This window comes from Comamonas badia DSM 17552, assembly GCF_000484635.1.
Lineage (GTDB): Bacteria > Pseudomonadota > Gammaproteobacteria > Burkholderiales > Burkholderiaceae_C > Comamonas_C > Comamonas_C badia.
In genome coordinates, this window is sequence record NZ_AXVM01000007.1 from 110,909 (window position 1) to 126,289 (window position 15,381).

Consider the following 15,381-nt stretch of genomic DNA (forward strand, 5'->3'; position numbering starts at 1 on the left):
GTGCAGCGCCCATTGCGCGAGAAAAATGTTGCTGGCAAGCATACATACAGTCTTGACGGTTAATGATAAGTATAGATATTATCTGCCGGTGTCACGACGACCGGATCGGTTCACCTTCACCACCAGGAGATTTCCGCATGCAGTATTACAAGGACGGCTTTCGGGGTGGCAACCCCGATGTCAAGCAGGCCGCGCCCAACCGCCGCAGCCGCGGGGCGAACGAGCCTTTGCCGGAAAAGGTCGATGTGCTGATCGCCGGCACGGGGCCGGCGGGTCTGTGCCTGGCGGCGCAGCTGGCGCAGTTCCCGGAGATCGATACGCTGGTCGTCGAGCGCATGCCCGCCAACATCATCAAGGGCAAGGCCGACGGCATCAACACGCGCACGATGGAGATGTTCCAGGCCTTCGGTTTTGCCGACAAGGTCAAGCGCGAGACCTATTGGGTCAACCAGACCGCGTTCTGGATGCCCGACCCGCGGCGGCCCGAGCACATCCACCGCGTCGGCCGGGTGCAGGACGTGGCCGACGACAGCTCGGAGATGCCGCACATCCTGATCAACCAGGCGCGGCTGCATGAACTCTTTCTTGAGGTCATGCGCAATTCCTCGTCGCGCCTGGAGCCCGACTATGGCTGGGAAGTGGTGGGCGTGGCCATCGACGAGACGACCGACGACCACCCGGTGACGGTGACGCTCAAGGACGCCAGCGGCATCCACTGGTGGGCGACGAAAACGGTGCGTGCCAATTACGTGGTGGGCTGCGACGGCGCGCATTCGGCGGTGCGCAAGGCGATCGGCGGCGCGCTGCATGGCGACGCGGCGCACCAGGCCTGGGGCGTGATGGACATCCTGGCCAACACCGATTTCCCCGATGTGCGCCAGAAGTGCCTGGTCTCGTCGGCCAGTGAAGGCAATGTGCTGATCCTGCCGCGCGAGGGCGGCTACATCTTCCGCATGTATGTGGAGCTGGACAAGCTCCGGCCGGACGAGAAGGCGGCGAGCCGCAAGCTCAATCAGGATGACATGATCGCGGCGGCCAACCGCATCCTGCGCCCCTATGCGCTGGACGTGAAGGAGGTGGTCTGGTGGTCGATTTACGAGATCGGGCACAGCATCACCGACAGGTTCGATGACGTGCCCGCGGGCAGCGACCGCAACCCGCGCGTGTTCACCGCCGGCGATGCCTGCCACACGCATTCGCCCAAGGCCGGGCAGGGCATGAACGTCTCCATGCAGGACACCTTCAACCTTGGCTGGAAGCTGGCCCATGTGCTGCAGGGGCGCGCGCCCGCCAGCCTGCTGCGCAGCTACTCGAAGGAACGTTTTGCCGAGGCCAAGCGGCTGATCGATACCGACCATGCATGGTCGCGCACCATGTCCGCGCCGACCACCCAGGCCGAGCGCGACGGCACCGAGGAGCCGCGCATCATCCGCCAGTTCAAGGCCAACCTCGAATTCACCGGCGGCACGGCGGTGAAGTACGACCCCTCGTACTTGTTTGCCGCGCCCACGCACCAGGCGCTGGCCAGCGGCGAGGCCATCGGCCGGCGCTTTCACTCGGCGCCGGTGGTGCGCCTGGCGGATGCCAAGCAGATGCAGCTGGGCCACGCGGCCCAGGCCGATGGCCGCTGGCGCATCTACGCCTTTGCCGGCAAGGGTGACGGCGCAGGTCCGGGTTCGGCGATGCGCCAGCTGGCCGATTGGCTGGAACAGGACCCGAAATCGCCGGTGGTGCGCCACACGCGCGCGGGCGAGGACGTCGACGCGGTGATCGACGTCCGTGCCGTGTTCCAGCAGACCTTTGACCAGCTGGCCTATGGGCAGATGCCTTCGCTGTTCAGGCCGCGCACCGGCAGGCTGGGTTTGCAGGACCATGAAAAAATCTTCTGCGTCGATCACAAAGGCGCGGGCGACATCTTCACCATGCGCGGCATCGACCGCGAGCGCGGCTGCATGGTGGTGGTGCGCCCGGACCAGTACGTCGGCCATGTGCTGCCGCTGGAGGGCCATGGCGAACTGGCGGCCTATTTCGCCGGCATTCTGCGGTAGATTTAGATAGAAATAGGCTCTTGCGCTTGCCACACAAGCGCTGGCAGCTCTTCTATTGATAGCTATCGGTCTGGTTAAAGCGCCTGTGCGCAGGCGTAGGCGCTGGCCCAGGCCCACTGGAAGTTGTAGCCGCCAAGCCAGCCGGTGACGTCCACCACCTCGCCAATGAAGTGCAGGCCCGGCTGCGCCGTGGCCTCCATCGTCTGCTGCGAGAGCGCGCGGGTGTCTATGCCGCCCAGCGTCACCTCGGCCTTTTTGTAGCCCTCGGTGCCGCTGGGGGTGAGCTGCCAATCCGAGAGCCGGTCGGCGAGCTGGGCGAGCGCCTTGTCGCTGGCCTCGTTGACCGGGCGCTGCCATTCGGCGCGCTGCTGCACCCAGGCGTCGGCCAGGCGCGCAGGCAGCCACTGTGCGAGCAGGTTGGCGATCTGCTTTCTGGATTGCCCCTTGGCCTCTTGCAGCGCGGCGCGCAGATCGGTTTCGGGCGCAAGGTCGATGGCCAGCGCCGTGCCCGGCGGCCAGTAGCTGGAGATCTGCAGGATGGCCGGGCCCGACAGCCCGCGGTGGGTGAACAGCAGGTCTTCGTCGAAACGGCCGCGCTGTTTGCCGCTGCCCGCCTGGATGCGGACCGGCAGCGACAACCCCGCCAGCGCGGCGTAGGGCTTCCATGCTTCGGCGTCGAAGGTCAGTGGCACGAGGCCGGGGCGCTGCGCCACCAGTGCAATGCCGAACTGGCGTGCGATGCGGTAGCCGAAGTCGCTGGCGCCGATCTTCGGGATGGACAGCCCGCCCGTGGCGACGATGAGGCGCTGCGCGGTCACCGCCCCCCGGCTGGTGGCGATGCCGTAGCCGCCGCTGCCGGTGGCCGCTATCTGCTGCACGCCGCAGGGCTGCCAGTGCGTGACCTTGCCATCGGCGCATTCCGCCAGCAGCATGGCGATGATCTGCTCGCTGCTGTCGTCGCAAAACAGCTGGCCCTTGTGCTTTTCGTGGAAGGCGATGCCGTGGCGCGCCACCAGCGCGATGAAATCCTGCGGCGTGTAGCGCGAGAGGGCGGAGCGGCAGAACTGTGGGTTGGCGCCCAGGTAATGCTGCTGCGGCGCGCGCGGGTCCAGCAGGCGGTTGGTGAAGTTGCAGCGCCCGCCGCCGGAGATGCGGATTTTTTCCGCCACCTTGGGTGCGTGGTCTATCAACAGCACCTTGCGCCCGCGCTGGCCCGCCAGCGCCGCGCACAGCAGCCCGGCGGCACCGGCGCCCAGGATCACGGCGTCAAAGTGCGGGGCGGCCATGGATGCGAAAAATATGGATGAAAATCGGCCCTAGCGCTTTCTGCACAAGCGGTAGAAGCTATCAAAATAGTGAATCAATGCGCCGGTGTGGTCCCATCGGCCGCTTCGGGCACGCGCCCGCGCGTGAACAGCTTGCGCACCACCAGGAAAAATACCGGCACGAAGAAGATGCCCAGCAGCGTGGAAAACACCATGCCGCCCAGCACCGCCGTGCCGATGGCGTTGCGCCCCGCGGCGCCCGCGCCCGTGCCCACGGCCAGCGGCAGCACGCCGAAGCCGAAGGCCAGCGAGGTCATCAATATGGGCCGCAGGCGCAGGCGCACCGCGTGCACCGTGGCTTCGACCAGGCCCTGGCCGCGCTCCTGCAGCTGCATGGCGAATTCCACGATCAGGATGGCGTTCTTGGACGCCAGTCCCACCGTGGTGAGCAGCCCCACCTGAAAGTACACATCGTTGGCCAGACCGCGCCCGTAGGTGGCCAGCAGCGCGCCGATCACGCCCAGCGGCACGGCCAGCATCACCGAGGCGGGCACGCTCCAGCTTTCATACAGCGCGGCGAGGCACAGGAACACGAAGAGGATGGAGACGGCGTAGAGCAGCGGCGCCTGCGAGCCCGACTGGCGCTCCTGCAGCGAGGCGCCGGTCCATTCGATGCCGATGCCCGGCGGCATGGTGGCCATGATGCGTTCCACGGCCGCCATTGCGTCGCCCGAGCTTGCGCCCGGAGCGGTGTTGGCCTCCATCTCCATCGCCGGGCTGCCGTTGTAGCGCATCAGTTGCGGCGAGCCGCTGCTCCAGCGCGTGCTGGAGAAGCTGCCGAAGCGCACCATCTCGCCGTTCTTGTTGCGCACCGACCATTTGGCGATGTCCTGCGGCAGCATGCGGTCGGGCGCGTCGCCCTGGATGTACACGCGCTTGACGCGCCCCTGGTTGATGAAATCGTTCACGTAGGTGCCGCCCAGTGCGCTGGAAAGCGTGCTGTTGATGTCGGCCGTGGCAATCCCGAAGGCCGCGGCCTTGCGGTCGTCCACCTCGATCTGCAGCTCGGAGGTGTCGTCAAAACCCGTGGTGCGCATGCTGGCCAGCGCCGGCTCCTGCTGCGCGGCGGCGAGCATGCCGTCCTTGGCCTTCATCAAGGCCTCATGGCCCAGGCCGTTCAGGTCTTTCAGGATGAAGTTGATGCCGGCGCTGGAGCCCAGCCCGCGCACCGGCGGCGGCAGCACGGCGAAGATGCGCGCGTCGCGGATGCTGCGCAGCGCCTCGTTGGCCTTGCGTGCAATCACCTCGGCCGACTGCTCGGGCAGCGGGCGCTGGTCCCAGCTCGTGAGGCGCACGAACATGCTGCCTGAATTCTGGTTGCCGTTGAAGCCGTAGATCGCGCTGGTGCTGCGGATCTCCGGCATGTCCTTGAAGTACAGGCGGATGTCTTCCATCACGTCCTGCAGCCGGGCGTCGGTGGCGCCCGAGGGCAGGGTGACGTTCACGCGGATGAAGCCCTGGTCCTCGTTGGGCAGGAAGGACGTGGGCAGGCGGTGGAACATCCAGGCCACGGCCGCCAGTACCACGGCGAACAGCACCATCATGCGCAGCGAGCGCTGCAGCAGCCGGCCCACACTGCTCTGGTAGCGGTTGGCGCTGCTGTCGAAGTGCCGGTTGAACCACTGGAAGAACCGGTCGGCCAGCCCCCGCGGGCCCCGCCGCGGCGCATGCCCTGGCTGCGCGTGGGCCGTGGGCTTGAGCAGGCTGGCGCACAGCGCGGGCGTGAGCGTGAGGGCGATGAAGACCGAGAGCGCCATCGCCGCGACGATGGTGATGGAAAACTGCCGGTAGATCACGCCGACCGATCCGGGGAAGAAGGCCATCGGCACGAACACCGCCGACAGCGTGAGGCCGATGCCGATCAGCGCCGGGGTGATCTCGCGCATGGATTCGCGCGTCGCCTCCCTGGGCGACAGGCCCTGCTCGTTCATCACCCGTTCGACGTTCTCGATCACCACGATGGCATCGTCCACCAGCAGGCCGATGGCCAGCACCATGGCAAACATCGTCAGCATGTTGATCGAATAGCCCATGGCGTTGAGCACGCCCAGCGTGCCCAGCAGCACCACCGGCACCGAGATCATGGGGATGAAGGTGGCGCGCCAGTTCTGCAGGAAGACGAACATGACGAGGGCCACCAGCACCATGGCTTCCGCCAGCGTCTTGAGCACTTCCTTGATCGAGGCGCGCACGAAAGGCGTGGAGTCGGAGCTGACGAAACCGGTGATGCCATCGGGGAAGTAGGGCGACAGCTGCGCCAGCTTTTTCGCCACGTCGTCGGCCACCTTGGTGGCATTCGCGCCATCGGCCAGGATGATGCCCAGGCCCGCGCCCGGCTTGTCGCCCAGCGTGGAGCGCACGGTGTAGAGGTCGGGGGCGAGTTCCACGCGCCCGATGTCGGCCATGGTGACGAGCGAGCCATCGGGCAGCGCCTTGAGCACGATGTCCTTGAACTCCTGCACGCTGGTGAGCTTGGTGCGCGCGGTGATCGTGGCGTTGAGCATCTGGTCCTTCACCGCGGGCAGCGCGCCCAGCTGTCCGGCCGAGACCTGCGCGTTCTGCGCGTTCAGGGCATTCACCAGGTCGGACGGCATCAGCGCGTACTTTTCCATCAGCGCCGGGTTCATCCAGATGCGCATCGCATACGGCGTGCCGAAGACGAAGATGTCGCCCACGCCGTCGATGCGCGCGAGCACGTCCACCACGTTGCTGCTCAGGTAGTCGCCAATCGTCACCTGCGACACATTCGGGTCGGGCGAGGTGAATACGTAGGTGACGAGAAAATCCTGCCCGCCCTTGTTGATGAACACGCCGCGGCTCTTGACCTGGTCGGGCAGGCGGTTCATCGCGCCCTGCATCTTGTTTTGCGCCTGCACCTGCGCCACGTCGATGTTGGCGCCGGGCGCGAAGGTGAGCGTGGTGCGCGAGCGCCCGGCCGAGTCGCTGGTGGACTGCATGTACAGCAGGTTGTCCAGGCCCTTCAATTGCTGCTCTATCACCTGCGTGACCGAGTTTTCCACCGTCTCTGCCGAGGCGCCGGTGTAGGTGGTGTTGATGGTCACGCGCGGCGGCGCGATCTCGGGGTACATCTCCAGCGGCAGCGTGAAAATCGAAAACGCCCCCGCCAGCATGATCATGATGGCGATCACCCAGGCGAAGACCGGGCGGTTGATGAAGAACTGCGCCATGGCTCAGCCCTTCTCGCTGCCGGTGGTGCTCTCCTGCGCCGGGGGCTCTACCTGCACGGGCTTGACCTTGTCGCCCGCCTTGGCGCGCAGCGAGCCGTCAACCAGGATGCGTTCACCGGCATTCAGGCCGGCAAGCGCCTCCCAGCGGTTGCCCACGGCCGCGCCGGTGGTGATGCGCCGGCTCTCCAGCGTGTCGTCGTCCTTCACCACCAGCACGCGCGCCACGCCGGCCGGGTCGCGCGTCACCGCCTGCTGCGGCACCAGCAGCGCGTTCTCGTTCACGCCTTCCTGCAGCCTGGCGCGCACGTACATGCCGGGCATCAAGAGGCCCTCGGGGTTGGGCACGGTGGCGCGCAGCGTGATGGCGCCGGTGGCGGGGTTCACCTGCACGCCGCTGAACTGCAGCGTGCCGGGGTGGGTGTAGCGGCTGCCGTCGTCCAGCACCAGCGTGATGCGCGCGGCGCCTTTCTCGTCCTGCGTGAGCTGGCCGTCCGCCAGCTGCCTCTTCAGGCGCAGCACCTCGGTGGTGGACTGCGTGATGTCCACGTAGAGCGGATCGGATTGCGTGATGGTGGTGAGCGCCTGCGCCTGGTTGGCGGTGAGCAGCGCGCCGGGGGTCACGGTCGATGCACTCGTGCGCCCGGAAATCGGCGCCTTGATACGGGCGTAGCCTAGGTTGAGTTCGGCTGCCTGCACGGCGGCCTTGGCGGCGGCGATGTCCGATTGCGATTGCGCGAGCGCCGTCTGGCTGTCGTCGTACTGCTGCTGGCTGATGGCGCGCGATGAGATCAGCTCGGCATTGCGCGCGGCATTGGTCTGTGCCGCCTTCTGGTTGGTCTGCGCCTTGGCCAGCTGCGCCTTTGCCGTGGCCAGCTGCACTTCAAAGCTGGCCGCGTCGATCTGGTAGAGCACCTGCCCGGCCTTGACCATCGCGCCTTCGGTGAACAAGCGCTTTTGCAGGATGCCGCCCACCTGCGGGCGCACCTCGGCGCTGAGATACGCACTGGTGCGCCCGGGCAGCTCGGTGGTGAAGGTGTGCGGCTGTGCCTGCAGCGTCATCACGCCCACTTCGGCGGGGCCGGCAGGACCGGCGGGGGCGGCTTTCTTCTCGCCACAGCCTGCAAGCGCCAGCCCAAGCCCCAGCGCGATGGACACGCAGACCATGGCCGGCAAGCGTTGTGTGAAAAAGGTGGCGGATGTTCCAGGGTCGAAAGCGAAGAAGCGGCGCGGCGCGGGAATCATGAGTGGTTCGTTGGATGGAGTGAGTTCGCGCGCCCATGGTGGCGGCGGAAGATGCGAATGTCGCACATTCGAGCCGCGCCTGTATCTAAAAAGGGGATGGCTTCACGCTTCTTTACCCGCTGGGCGGGACAGGCCACCGCCTGGCATTGGCGTGGCAATAGGTGCGCAGGCGCGGGCAGGCGCTGCAGGAGCGATGCACTCGCTCACGATGCAGCCGCACCCGGGCGTTCGGTGCCGGCGTGCTGCTGGCCTCGCCAAAAAATGCAGCGCAGCCCCATCAAGAGGCCGCGCATTCCCTCGGCGCCTGCTGCATCTTGCGATGAGATGCATTGTTGCCTTTGCAGCCGGGCAGCTTGGCAGCGGCAAACTTGCCGTGTGTGGGCTCTATCGCACGCTGGCCGCAGGCCGCCCAATTGGGCGCCACTGGTTCACCACCAGCCCCGCCAGCACCACGGCCGTGCCCAGCCATTGCACCGCGCTGGGCTGCTCACCCAGCAGCACCACGCCCGCCCACAGGCCGACCACGGGCACCATCAACGCGAAGGGCGCCACTTCGCCCGCGGGGTGGCGCTGCAGCAAACGTGTCCAGAGGCTGTAGGCAAGCAGGGTGGCGAGCAGTGCGAGGTAGAGCACGGCACCCAGGCTCGCCAGGTTCAGCGCGCGCAGCTGGTCCGCCACGGTGGCGGTGCCGTCGAGCCAGATGGCCAGTGCAAAAAAAGGAGCTATGGCCACGCCGCCACTCCAGACTATGAAGGGAAAAGGCTCGTAAACGTAGGACTGGCTTGCGCGTCTAGCTATCACGTTGGAAGCGGCCCACATGGCCGATGCGCCGGTGGTCAGGATGAAGCCAATCAGCGTCATCTGCCCTGGTCCCTCGCCGTGCGAGGTGGCGATGAGCAGCAGCCCGGCCATGGCCACCGCCAGGCCCAGCCACTGCGCAGGGCGCACGCGCTCCTTGAGCCAGGGCGCGGCTGCCAGCGTGAAGAACACCTGGATCTGCATCACCACCGAGGCCATGCTCGCCGTCATCCCCAGGCGCAGGCCCAGGAACAGCAGGCCGAATTGCCCCACGCCCTGCGCCAGGCCGTAGCCCAGCGTGAAGCGCCAGGGCAGGCCGCGCGGCGGGCGCACGAAGAGCAGGAAGGGCAGCGATGCCGCCGAAAAGCGCAGCGCGCCCAGCAGCATGGGGCTGAGGTCTTTCAGGCCCAGCTTCATCACCACGAAGTTCAGTCCCCAGATGACGACGACGGCGATGGCGCGTGCCCAATCCGCACGCGAAAAATGCAGGCGTGCGCTCATGCGGTGACCGGGCGGCCCTGCGCGGCGCGCGCGGCGATGAAGGCGTCCAGTGCCTGGCTGCTGGTGTACTTTGGCGTGTAGCCAAAGCGCTCTTTGAGCGCCGTGTTGAGCAGCACCGGGCGGTAGCGCAGAAAGTCCAGCTGCTCCGGCCCATAGCGGCTGATGCCCAGCCTGGAGCCTATGGCAAGCAGCGCCTTGAGCAGGCCCGCCGGAAAGTTGGTGGTGCGCTTGCCCAGGCGGGCCGCAATCTCGTGGAGGGTGAGGGCCCCATCGCCCGCCAGGTTGTAGCAGCCGGGCTCTGCGCGGCCCGAGAGGGCGTGCAGCATGGCGCCGGTCACGTCCTCGTCCCAGATGAAGACGAAGGGGCTGTCGCTGCCACGGATGGCAATCAGCCGGGGTTTTTCAAACAGCGCGGTGATCTGGTTGTCCACCCGCTCGCCGAGGATGGTGCCTATGCGCAGCACCGTCTGCAGCAATTGCGGATGGCTTTGGCGGTGCGCGGCCAGCATTTCCTCCACCAGCCGTTTGTGGTCGGAATAGGCGAAGACCGGGTTGCCGCGCAGGGGCATGTCCTCGGTCAGCCAGGGCGCGTTGTCGGCGTGGTAGCCGTAGGCCGCGCCGCTGGAGGACACGACGATGTGGCGCACGCCGCTGGCGATGCAGGCGGCGAGCACGTTGCGCGAGCCCTCCACATCCACCGAATACTCGAAGGCGCGCGTCATGCCCTTGCCGGGCGTGACGATGGAGGCCAGGTGCACCACGGTGTCGGGGCGCAGCTGCTGGAACTGCACCGTCAGATCGGGCGCACGCACGTCGAGCAGCGCGTAGTGCACGCCGGGCAATTGGCGCTCTTGCGGTACGGCGCGCACGTCGCAGGCCAGCACCGCCTCGATGCGGCCTTCGGATTGTTGCTGCGCCAATGCGGCGATCACGCTGCGTCCGACAAAGCCGTCGGCGCCGGTGACGAGCACGCGGCGCGCGGCAGGAGCAAGGAGGTTCATGCAATGGCTTTCACGTTGCCGGTGGCGGCTGCCGGCCGGCGTGCCCACAGGCGGGCCAGCGCCAGGCCGGCGATGATGTCCCAGAAGCCCCAGACGCCGGCGACCACCGCCATGCCGCCCAGGCCGCCGAAGAAGCTGAAGATCAGCACCAGGCCCAGGCCGGCGTTGCGGATGCCGACCTCGAAGGTGATCGCGCGCCGGTCGTAGTCTGGCACGCGAAACAGCCGCGCGCAGCCGTAGCCGGTGGCCAGCGCCAGCGCGTCGTGCAGCGCCACGGCGAGCAGCACGACGCCGGTGTAGTCGAGGAAGAAACGCCAGTTGCCGGCAATCGCGCCGACGATGAAGCCGATCAGCGCGAGAAAGCTGACGATGCCCACCGGGCGCTTGACGCGCCGGGTGAGCGCCGGCCAGCGGTGGGCGATGAAGATGCCGAGCACAAACGGCAGGCCGATGATGGCGATGATGTGGCCCATCATTTCCCAGGGGCTGAGCGCGATGCGCTGAAACAGCGGTGCCGCCGTGGGGTGCAAATGCGCCCAGAAGGCGAAGTTCAGCGGCATCAGCACGATGGACAGGGCGTTGGAGACGGCGGTCATCGATACGCTCAGCGCCACATTGCCCTTGGCCTGGTGCGTCAGGATGTTGCTCACGTTGCCCGGCGGGCAGCAGGCCACGAGGATCATTCCCAGCGCGATGCTGGGCTGCACCTTGAGCAGCAGCGAGAGCACGAAGGTGATCGCCGGCAGCACGATGAACTGTGCCGCGATGCCGACGCCAAACGCCAGCCGCATGGACAGCACGCGGCGGAAATCCTCCACCCGCGTATCCAGCGCGATGCCGAACATCAGAAAGCCCAGCACCCAGTTGAGCAGCACGAGCGAAGCGGGGTTGAAGTTCAGCCGGATCTCGTCGATGGGCAGCATGGAGTGCCTCCTGTGGAATCAGGCCAATGCCTGCGCGGCCTTGCGCACCGCGTCGCGGTACACGTCTTTGTTGACGTAATAGGCCATGCGCGCCAGCTTCAGGTAGTGGTAGCTGCCGGAGAGATCGGGCGGCGGCCCGGCCTTGGCCTGCGTCAGCGCCTGCGCGGCCGCCGTGCCGTCCTGCAGCGCCTTGAAGTAACGCGCCACCAGCTCAGCCTGCTCATAGCGCCCCTGCCAGCCCAGGCCGCTGGCCTCCACCATGCCCAGCACCGCCAGGCGCGAGAAACGCGGCGCAAAAATGTTCAGGTAGAGCTGCGGCGCCATACCCTGCCAGTTCAAAAGCTGGTCGGCTATGAAGGGGTAGTGCAGCTGGTAGCCGGTGGCCGCCAGCACCATGTCGTACTCGCCCTGCGTGCCGTCCTTGAAGTGCACGGTGTGGCCGTCGATGCGTGCGATGTCGGCGCGGATGCGTGCGTCGCCATGGCCCAGGTGGTAGAGGATGAGCGAGTTCACCACCGGGTGCGATTCGTACATCTTGTACGCGGGTTGGGGGAAGCCAAAGCGCACCGGGTCGCCGGTAAACCACTTCAGGATGGTGCTGTCTATCTTCTGCTTGAGCCAGGGCGGCAGGCGCAGCTTGCCGCCCACGGTGTCGGCCGGAATGCCGAACACATACTTGGGGACGAAGTAGTAGCCGCGGCGCACCGACATATCGATGCTTTTGGCGTAGTGCACCGCGTCCACCGCGATGTCGCAGCCCGAGTTGCCGGCGCCGACGATGAGCACGCGCTTGCCGGTGAACTGGCGTGGCGATTTGTAGGCGCTGGTGTGCAGCAGCTCGCCGTCGAAGTGGCCTTCAAAGGTCGGCATGTTGGGCTCGGCCAGCGTGCCGTTGGCGATCACCACGCCCTTGTATTCGGCGGTTTCCGGCGTGCCGCCCGCGCTTTGCACCGTCACGCGCCACAGCGTGTCGGGCGTGTCGCTGACGGGCTCCACCTGCAGCACGCGGGTGCCGAAGCGGAAATGCTTGGTCAGCCCGAAATGCGCGGCATACGCACGAAAGTACTGCAGCAGCTCGGCGTGGCCGGGGTAGTCGGAGGTGCCCGCCGGCATCGGAAACTCGGTGAACTCCGTCGTCGTCTTGCTGGAGATCAGGTGGGCGGATTCGTACACTGTCGAGCGCGGGTTTTCTATGTTCCACAGGCCGCCCACGTCGTTCCAGGCCTCAAAGCCCTGGAACGGCACGCCGGCCTTTTGCAGCGCGCGGGCGCCCGCCAGGCCCGAGGGGCCGGCGCCGATCAGCGCGATCATGTCCTGGGTGGCGATGGTGCTCATGGGTTCGATTTTTCAGAAGAAGAAGAAGACTCGCCCAGGCCCGGAATGGGGGTGGCACCCGCTTCATGGGCGCGCGGCTTGCGCGGCTGGCGCAGCAGGAGGGCGTCGTGCCAGCGCGCGGGCAGGCAGGTCAGCGCGGTCGCGAGCCAGCCGGTGCGCCGTGGCAGCACGATGTGTTCGCGCCCGGCGGCCACGCCTGCCAGCAGCCGGCGTGCGGCCACGTCGGGCTCCAGCAGCCCCGGCATGGCAAAGCGGTTGCCTGCGGTGAGCTGGGTGCGCAGGTAGCCGGGGCTCACGGTGTGCACGCTGGCCACCGTGCCGCGCAGTTCGGCGCGCAGGCTTTGCAGGTAGGCGATCAGCCCGGCCTTGCTGGCGCAGTAGGCGCCGTTGCCCGGCAGGCCGCGCCAGCCCGCGATGCTGGCGACGCCGACCAGCGCCAGCGGCTGCGTTGGCTGCCCGCCTGCGGCGTGGAGAAACGGCTGGAAGGTGGTGGCCACGCCCAGCAGGTTGATCTCCAGCATGCGGCGCAGCACGGCCAGGTCTTCGGCCTGCGCCGTGTCAAAACCGCCGGCGACGCCAGCATTGGCAATCACCAGGTCGGGCAGGCCGTGGCGCGCCATCCAGTCGGCGGCCATCGCCTGTATGGCGCTAGCGTCGCTCACGTCAGGCGTGTAGAGGGTGCTGCGCTCGGGCGCGATCGCCGCGAGCTGCTGCAGCACCGGCTGCTGCAAACCCACCAGCGCCACCTTGGCACCTTGATCCAACAGCTGGCGTGCCAGCGCCTGACCCAGGCCGCCGCAGGCACCGGTGAGGACGACGTTGTGGAAGTGGGCTGGCATGGCAGAGAAGGGTATGGATTGCCTTCTACTGTAGAGGGTAATAAAATTTGTCTCTTAAATTTATATTAAAACGTCTCAAAAAATGAGATTTATTAAAAATGTCGATGAATCTGCCGCCAGCAAGCCCACATTGCGCCAGTTTGAACTGTTGGAGGCGATGGCGCGCGAAGCACGCCCCTTGAACACCGCCGAGCTGGTGGCGCTGCTCGCCTGGCCCAAGCCTTCGGTGCACCGCCTGCTGCAGCAATTGGAGGCCGCCGAGCTGCTGCGCCGCGAGCCGGACAGCCACCGTTTCACGCTGGCGCCGCGCCTGCTGCGTCTGGCCGACGCCGTGCAGGCCGCCAGTATCCCGCAGGGTGTGCGCCATGCGGTGCTGCGCCAGCTGGTGGCGCAGGTGGGCGAGAGCTGCAACCTCACCGCGCTCTCGGGCGCGCAGGTGCACTATCTGGACCGGGTGGAATCGGCCTTTCCGCTGCAGATGGAATTGCGCGCCGGCACGCGCGTGCCGCTGCACTGCTCGGCCAGCGGCAAGCTGTTTCTTGCATCGCTCGCGCCCAACAAGCGCGAGGACCTGTTGCAAGCCTTGCCACTGACGGGATATACCTCCACCACCCTGACGCAGCGCAAGGCACTGGATGCAGAACTGGCCTGTATCGCGCGCCAGGATTACGCCGTCGATGCGGAGGAATTCGTGCAGGGCCTGGTGTGCGTGGCGGTGCCGGTGCGGATTTCCGCGCAGAAGGCAGTGCGCTGCGCGGTGGCGCTGCAGGCGCCTGTGGCGCGCATGACGCTGGCACAGGCGCTGCAGCACTTGCCCCATTTGCGCCAGGCCGCGGCGGCGCTGGCGCGGACCTGGGGCTGAGTCACCCGACTCTCAGATCAGTCCTTCGGCCTTCATCGCGCGCTGCACCGCCGGGCGGGTAGCCATGCGCTCGCGCCAGGCCACCACGTTGGGATAGGGCAAGAGGTCGATGTTCATCGGTTTGGCCCAGTTGGTGACCGTGAATAGGTAGGCGTCAGCCACGGAAAAATCTGCGCCCATGAGGTAGTTCTTGCCTGCCAGTTCGCCATCCACCCACTTCAGCCGGGCGCCAATTTTTTCCTTCATCAACGCTTTCGCCGCGTCGGGCATGCCAGGCTGGAAGAGCGGCGCAAAGCTCTTGTGCACCTCGGTGGCGATGAAATTCAGCCAGCTCATCAGCGCATACCGGGTGCGCGTGCCATTGGCGGGCGCCAGGTGTTTTTCAGGAACCTGATCGGCGACGTATTGCACGATGACTGCGCATTCGCGGATGCCGCTGCCATCGTCCAGTGCCAGATACGGCACATAGCCCAGCGGATTCACCTTGCGGTAATCCGAGCCGTCAGGCAGCTCCTTGGTCTTGGTTGGTGCGGAAACGGCTTCGTACGGCAGGCCGCTTTCTTCCAGAACGATGTGGGGCGCGAGCGAGCAGGCACCAGCCGAGTAATAGAGTTTCATGGGGATTTCCTTGCAAATGAACAGTGGCTCATGCGACGCATGGACTGCGGTGGGGCAGCCTAGCAGAAAGCGGATTTTCGAGCTGCCGCCGGGCTTGCTGTCGATGGCGCAGCGCGCTTGACGCGATGGCATGCGTGTTGCGGATTTGCGCCGGAATGGCGGATTGGGGCAAAGCCTGATTGCGAGCTACCATCGCATGTGCTCATATGGCACCGGTGTTGTGCCTCACATTGCCCGAAAGAGAGGTTTGCCATGGCGACGGTTGCAGAAATTCTCCGCTCCAAGAGCGGCTCCGAGGTGTATCGCGTTGCGCCGACGGATTCGGTGCTGCATGCGCTGCGTCTGATGGCGGACAAAGAGGTTGGGGCGCTGATGGTGCTTGATGGCGAAAAAATCGCCGGCATCTTCACCGAGCGCGACTATGCCCGCAAGGTGGCGCTGGTGGGACGCAGTTCGGGCGATACGCCGGTAAGCGAAATCATGACGCGGGCGGTGCGTTTCGTGCATCCGGAGCAGACGACCGAAGCGTGCATGGCCCTCATGACGGAGCACCGCCTGCGCCATCTGCCGGTGGTCGATGGCGAGCGGCTTGTCGGCCTGGTATCCATCGGCGATCTGGTGAAGCAGATGATCTCGCAGCAGCAGTTCGTGATAGCGCAGATGGAGCAGTACATCACCGGCGGCTGGTAAACCGTTCTGCC

The 15,381-nt window shown here is 66.4% G+C and carries 12 protein-coding genes; 3 read left to right on the top strand and 9 right to left on the bottom strand.

The window, feature by feature from the left end; all coding sequences use genetic code 11:
- Positions 1–137: 137 nt before the first annotated feature.
- Entirely contained in the window at positions 138–2,048 is a 1,911-nt protein-coding gene (locus K320_RS0115100; protein ID WP_024539661.1) for an FAD-dependent monooxygenase, read from the top strand.
- Between the two features lie 74 nt (positions 2,049–2,122).
- Here K320_RS0115100 and K320_RS0115105 read toward each other — a convergent pair whose 3' ends face one another.
- The 8 genes from K320_RS0115105 to K320_RS0115145 all read right to left on the bottom strand — a co-directional run bounded on the left by K320_RS0115105 (position 2,123) and on the right by K320_RS0115145 (position 13,200).
- Complete coding sequence (locus K320_RS0115105; RefSeq protein WP_029696219.1) at positions 2,123–3,334, bottom strand: BaiN/RdsA family NAD(P)/FAD-dependent oxidoreductase; 1,212 nt, start codon at positions 3,332–3,334, stop codon at positions 2,123–2,125.
- Between the two features lie 74 nt (positions 3,335–3,408).
- A complete protein-coding gene (locus tag K320_RS0115110; RefSeq protein WP_024539662.1) occupies positions 3,409–6,561 on the bottom strand; it encodes an efflux RND transporter permease subunit in 3,153 nt (1,050 codons plus the stop codon).
- Between the two features lie 3 nt (positions 6,562–6,564).
- The gene (locus tag K320_RS0115115) at positions 6,565–7,725 is read right to left on the bottom strand and encodes an efflux RND transporter periplasmic adaptor subunit (protein ID WP_156914020.1); all 1,161 of its coding nucleotides are present in this window, start codon (positions 7,723–7,725) and stop codon (positions 6,565–6,567) included.
- Between the two features lie 462 nt (positions 7,726–8,187).
- A complete protein-coding gene (locus K320_RS0115125) occupies positions 8,188–9,102 on the bottom strand; it encodes an EamA family transporter (protein ID WP_024539664.1) in 915 nt (304 codons plus the stop codon).
- Positions 9,099–10,103 carry an SDR family oxidoreductase gene (locus K320_RS0115130; protein ID WP_024539665.1) on the bottom strand — a complete coding sequence of 335 codons (1,005 nt, stop codon included), beginning with the start codon at positions 10,101–10,103 and terminating at the stop codon, positions 9,099–9,101. The genes K320_RS0115125 and K320_RS0115130 overlap by 4 nt, the downstream gene beginning before the upstream one ends.
- Positions 10,100–11,026 (bottom strand): bile acid:sodium symporter family protein, encoded by a 927-nt coding sequence (locus K320_RS0115135; RefSeq protein WP_024539666.1) that lies wholly within the window; start codon positions 11,024–11,026, stop codon positions 10,100–10,102. Before K320_RS0115135 ends, K320_RS0115130 begins: the two co-directional genes overlap by 4 nt.
- Positions 11,027–11,044: 18 nt before the next feature.
- Positions 11,045–12,361 carry a flavin-containing monooxygenase gene (locus tag K320_RS0115140; RefSeq protein WP_029696222.1) on the bottom strand — a complete coding sequence of 439 codons (1,317 nt, stop codon included), beginning with the start codon at positions 12,359–12,361 and terminating at the stop codon, positions 11,045–11,047.
- Complete coding sequence (locus tag K320_RS0115145; protein WP_024539668.1) at positions 12,358–13,200, bottom strand: SDR family oxidoreductase; 843 nt, start codon at positions 13,198–13,200, stop codon at positions 12,358–12,360. Before K320_RS0115145 ends, K320_RS0115140 begins: the two co-directional genes overlap by 4 nt.
- An 82-nt stretch (positions 13,201–13,282) precedes the next feature.
- Here K320_RS0115145 and K320_RS0115150 point away from each other — a divergent pair, with 82 nt between their 5' ends.
- Positions 13,283–14,062, top strand: a complete 780-nt coding sequence (locus K320_RS0115150) for an IclR family transcriptional regulator (protein ID WP_024539669.1) — start codon at positions 13,283–13,285, stop codon at positions 14,060–14,062.
- Positions 14,063–14,074: 12 nt separating this feature from the next.
- Here K320_RS0115150 and gstA read toward each other — a convergent pair whose 3' ends face one another.
- A complete protein-coding gene (gene gstA / locus K320_RS0115155) occupies positions 14,075–14,680 on the bottom strand; it encodes a glutathione transferase GstA (protein WP_024539670.1) in 606 nt (201 codons plus the stop codon).
- A gap of 252 nt (positions 14,681–14,932) precedes the next feature.
- Between gstA and K320_RS0115160 the strand changes: the two genes are divergently transcribed.
- A complete protein-coding gene (locus tag K320_RS0115160; RefSeq protein ID WP_024539671.1) occupies positions 14,933–15,370 on the top strand; it encodes a CBS domain-containing protein in 438 nt (145 codons plus the stop codon).
- Positions 15,371–15,381 lie beyond the last annotated feature (11 nt).

Bases quoted from the DNA above. Each gene is read 5' to 3' on its own strand.
- K320_RS0115100 (WP_024539661.1), top strand. From the start codon at position 138: ATGCAGTATTACAAGGACGGCTTTCGGGGTGGCAACCCCGATGTCAAG.
- K320_RS0115105 (WP_029696219.1), bottom strand. From the start codon at position 3,334: ATGGCCGCCCCGCACTTTGACGCCGTGATCCTGGGCGCCGGTGCCGCC.
- K320_RS0115110 (WP_024539662.1), bottom strand. From the start codon at position 6,561: ATGGCGCAGTTCTTCATCAACCGCCCGGTCTTCGCCTGGGTGATCGCC.
- K320_RS0115115 (WP_156914020.1), bottom strand. From the start codon at position 7,725: ATGGTCTGCGTGTCCATCGCGCTGGGGCTTGGGCTGGCGCTTGCAGGC.
- K320_RS0115125 (WP_024539664.1), bottom strand. From the start codon at position 9,102: ATGAGCGCACGCCTGCATTTTTCGCGTGCGGATTGGGCACGCGCCATC.
- K320_RS0115130 (WP_024539665.1), bottom strand. From the start codon at position 10,103: ATGAACCTCCTTGCTCCTGCCGCGCGCCGCGTGCTCGTCACCGGCGCC.
- K320_RS0115135 (WP_024539666.1), bottom strand. From the start codon at position 11,026: ATGCTGCCCATCGACGAGATCCGGCTGAACTTCAACCCCGCTTCGCTC.
- K320_RS0115140 (WP_029696222.1), bottom strand. From the start codon at position 12,361: ATGAGCACCATCGCCACCCAGGACATGATCGCGCTGATCGGCGCCGGC.
- K320_RS0115145 (WP_024539668.1), bottom strand. From the start codon at position 13,200: ATGCCAGCCCACTTCCACAACGTCGTCCTCACCGGTGCCTGCGGCGGC.
- K320_RS0115150 (WP_024539669.1), top strand. From the start codon at position 13,283: ATGAGATTTATTAAAAATGTCGATGAATCTGCCGCCAGCAAGCCCACA.
- gstA (WP_024539670.1), bottom strand. From the start codon at position 14,680: ATGAAACTCTATTACTCGGCTGGTGCCTGCTCGCTCGCGCCCCACATC.
- K320_RS0115160 (WP_024539671.1), top strand. From the start codon at position 14,933: ATGGCGACGGTTGCAGAAATTCTCCGCTCCAAGAGCGGCTCCGAGGTG.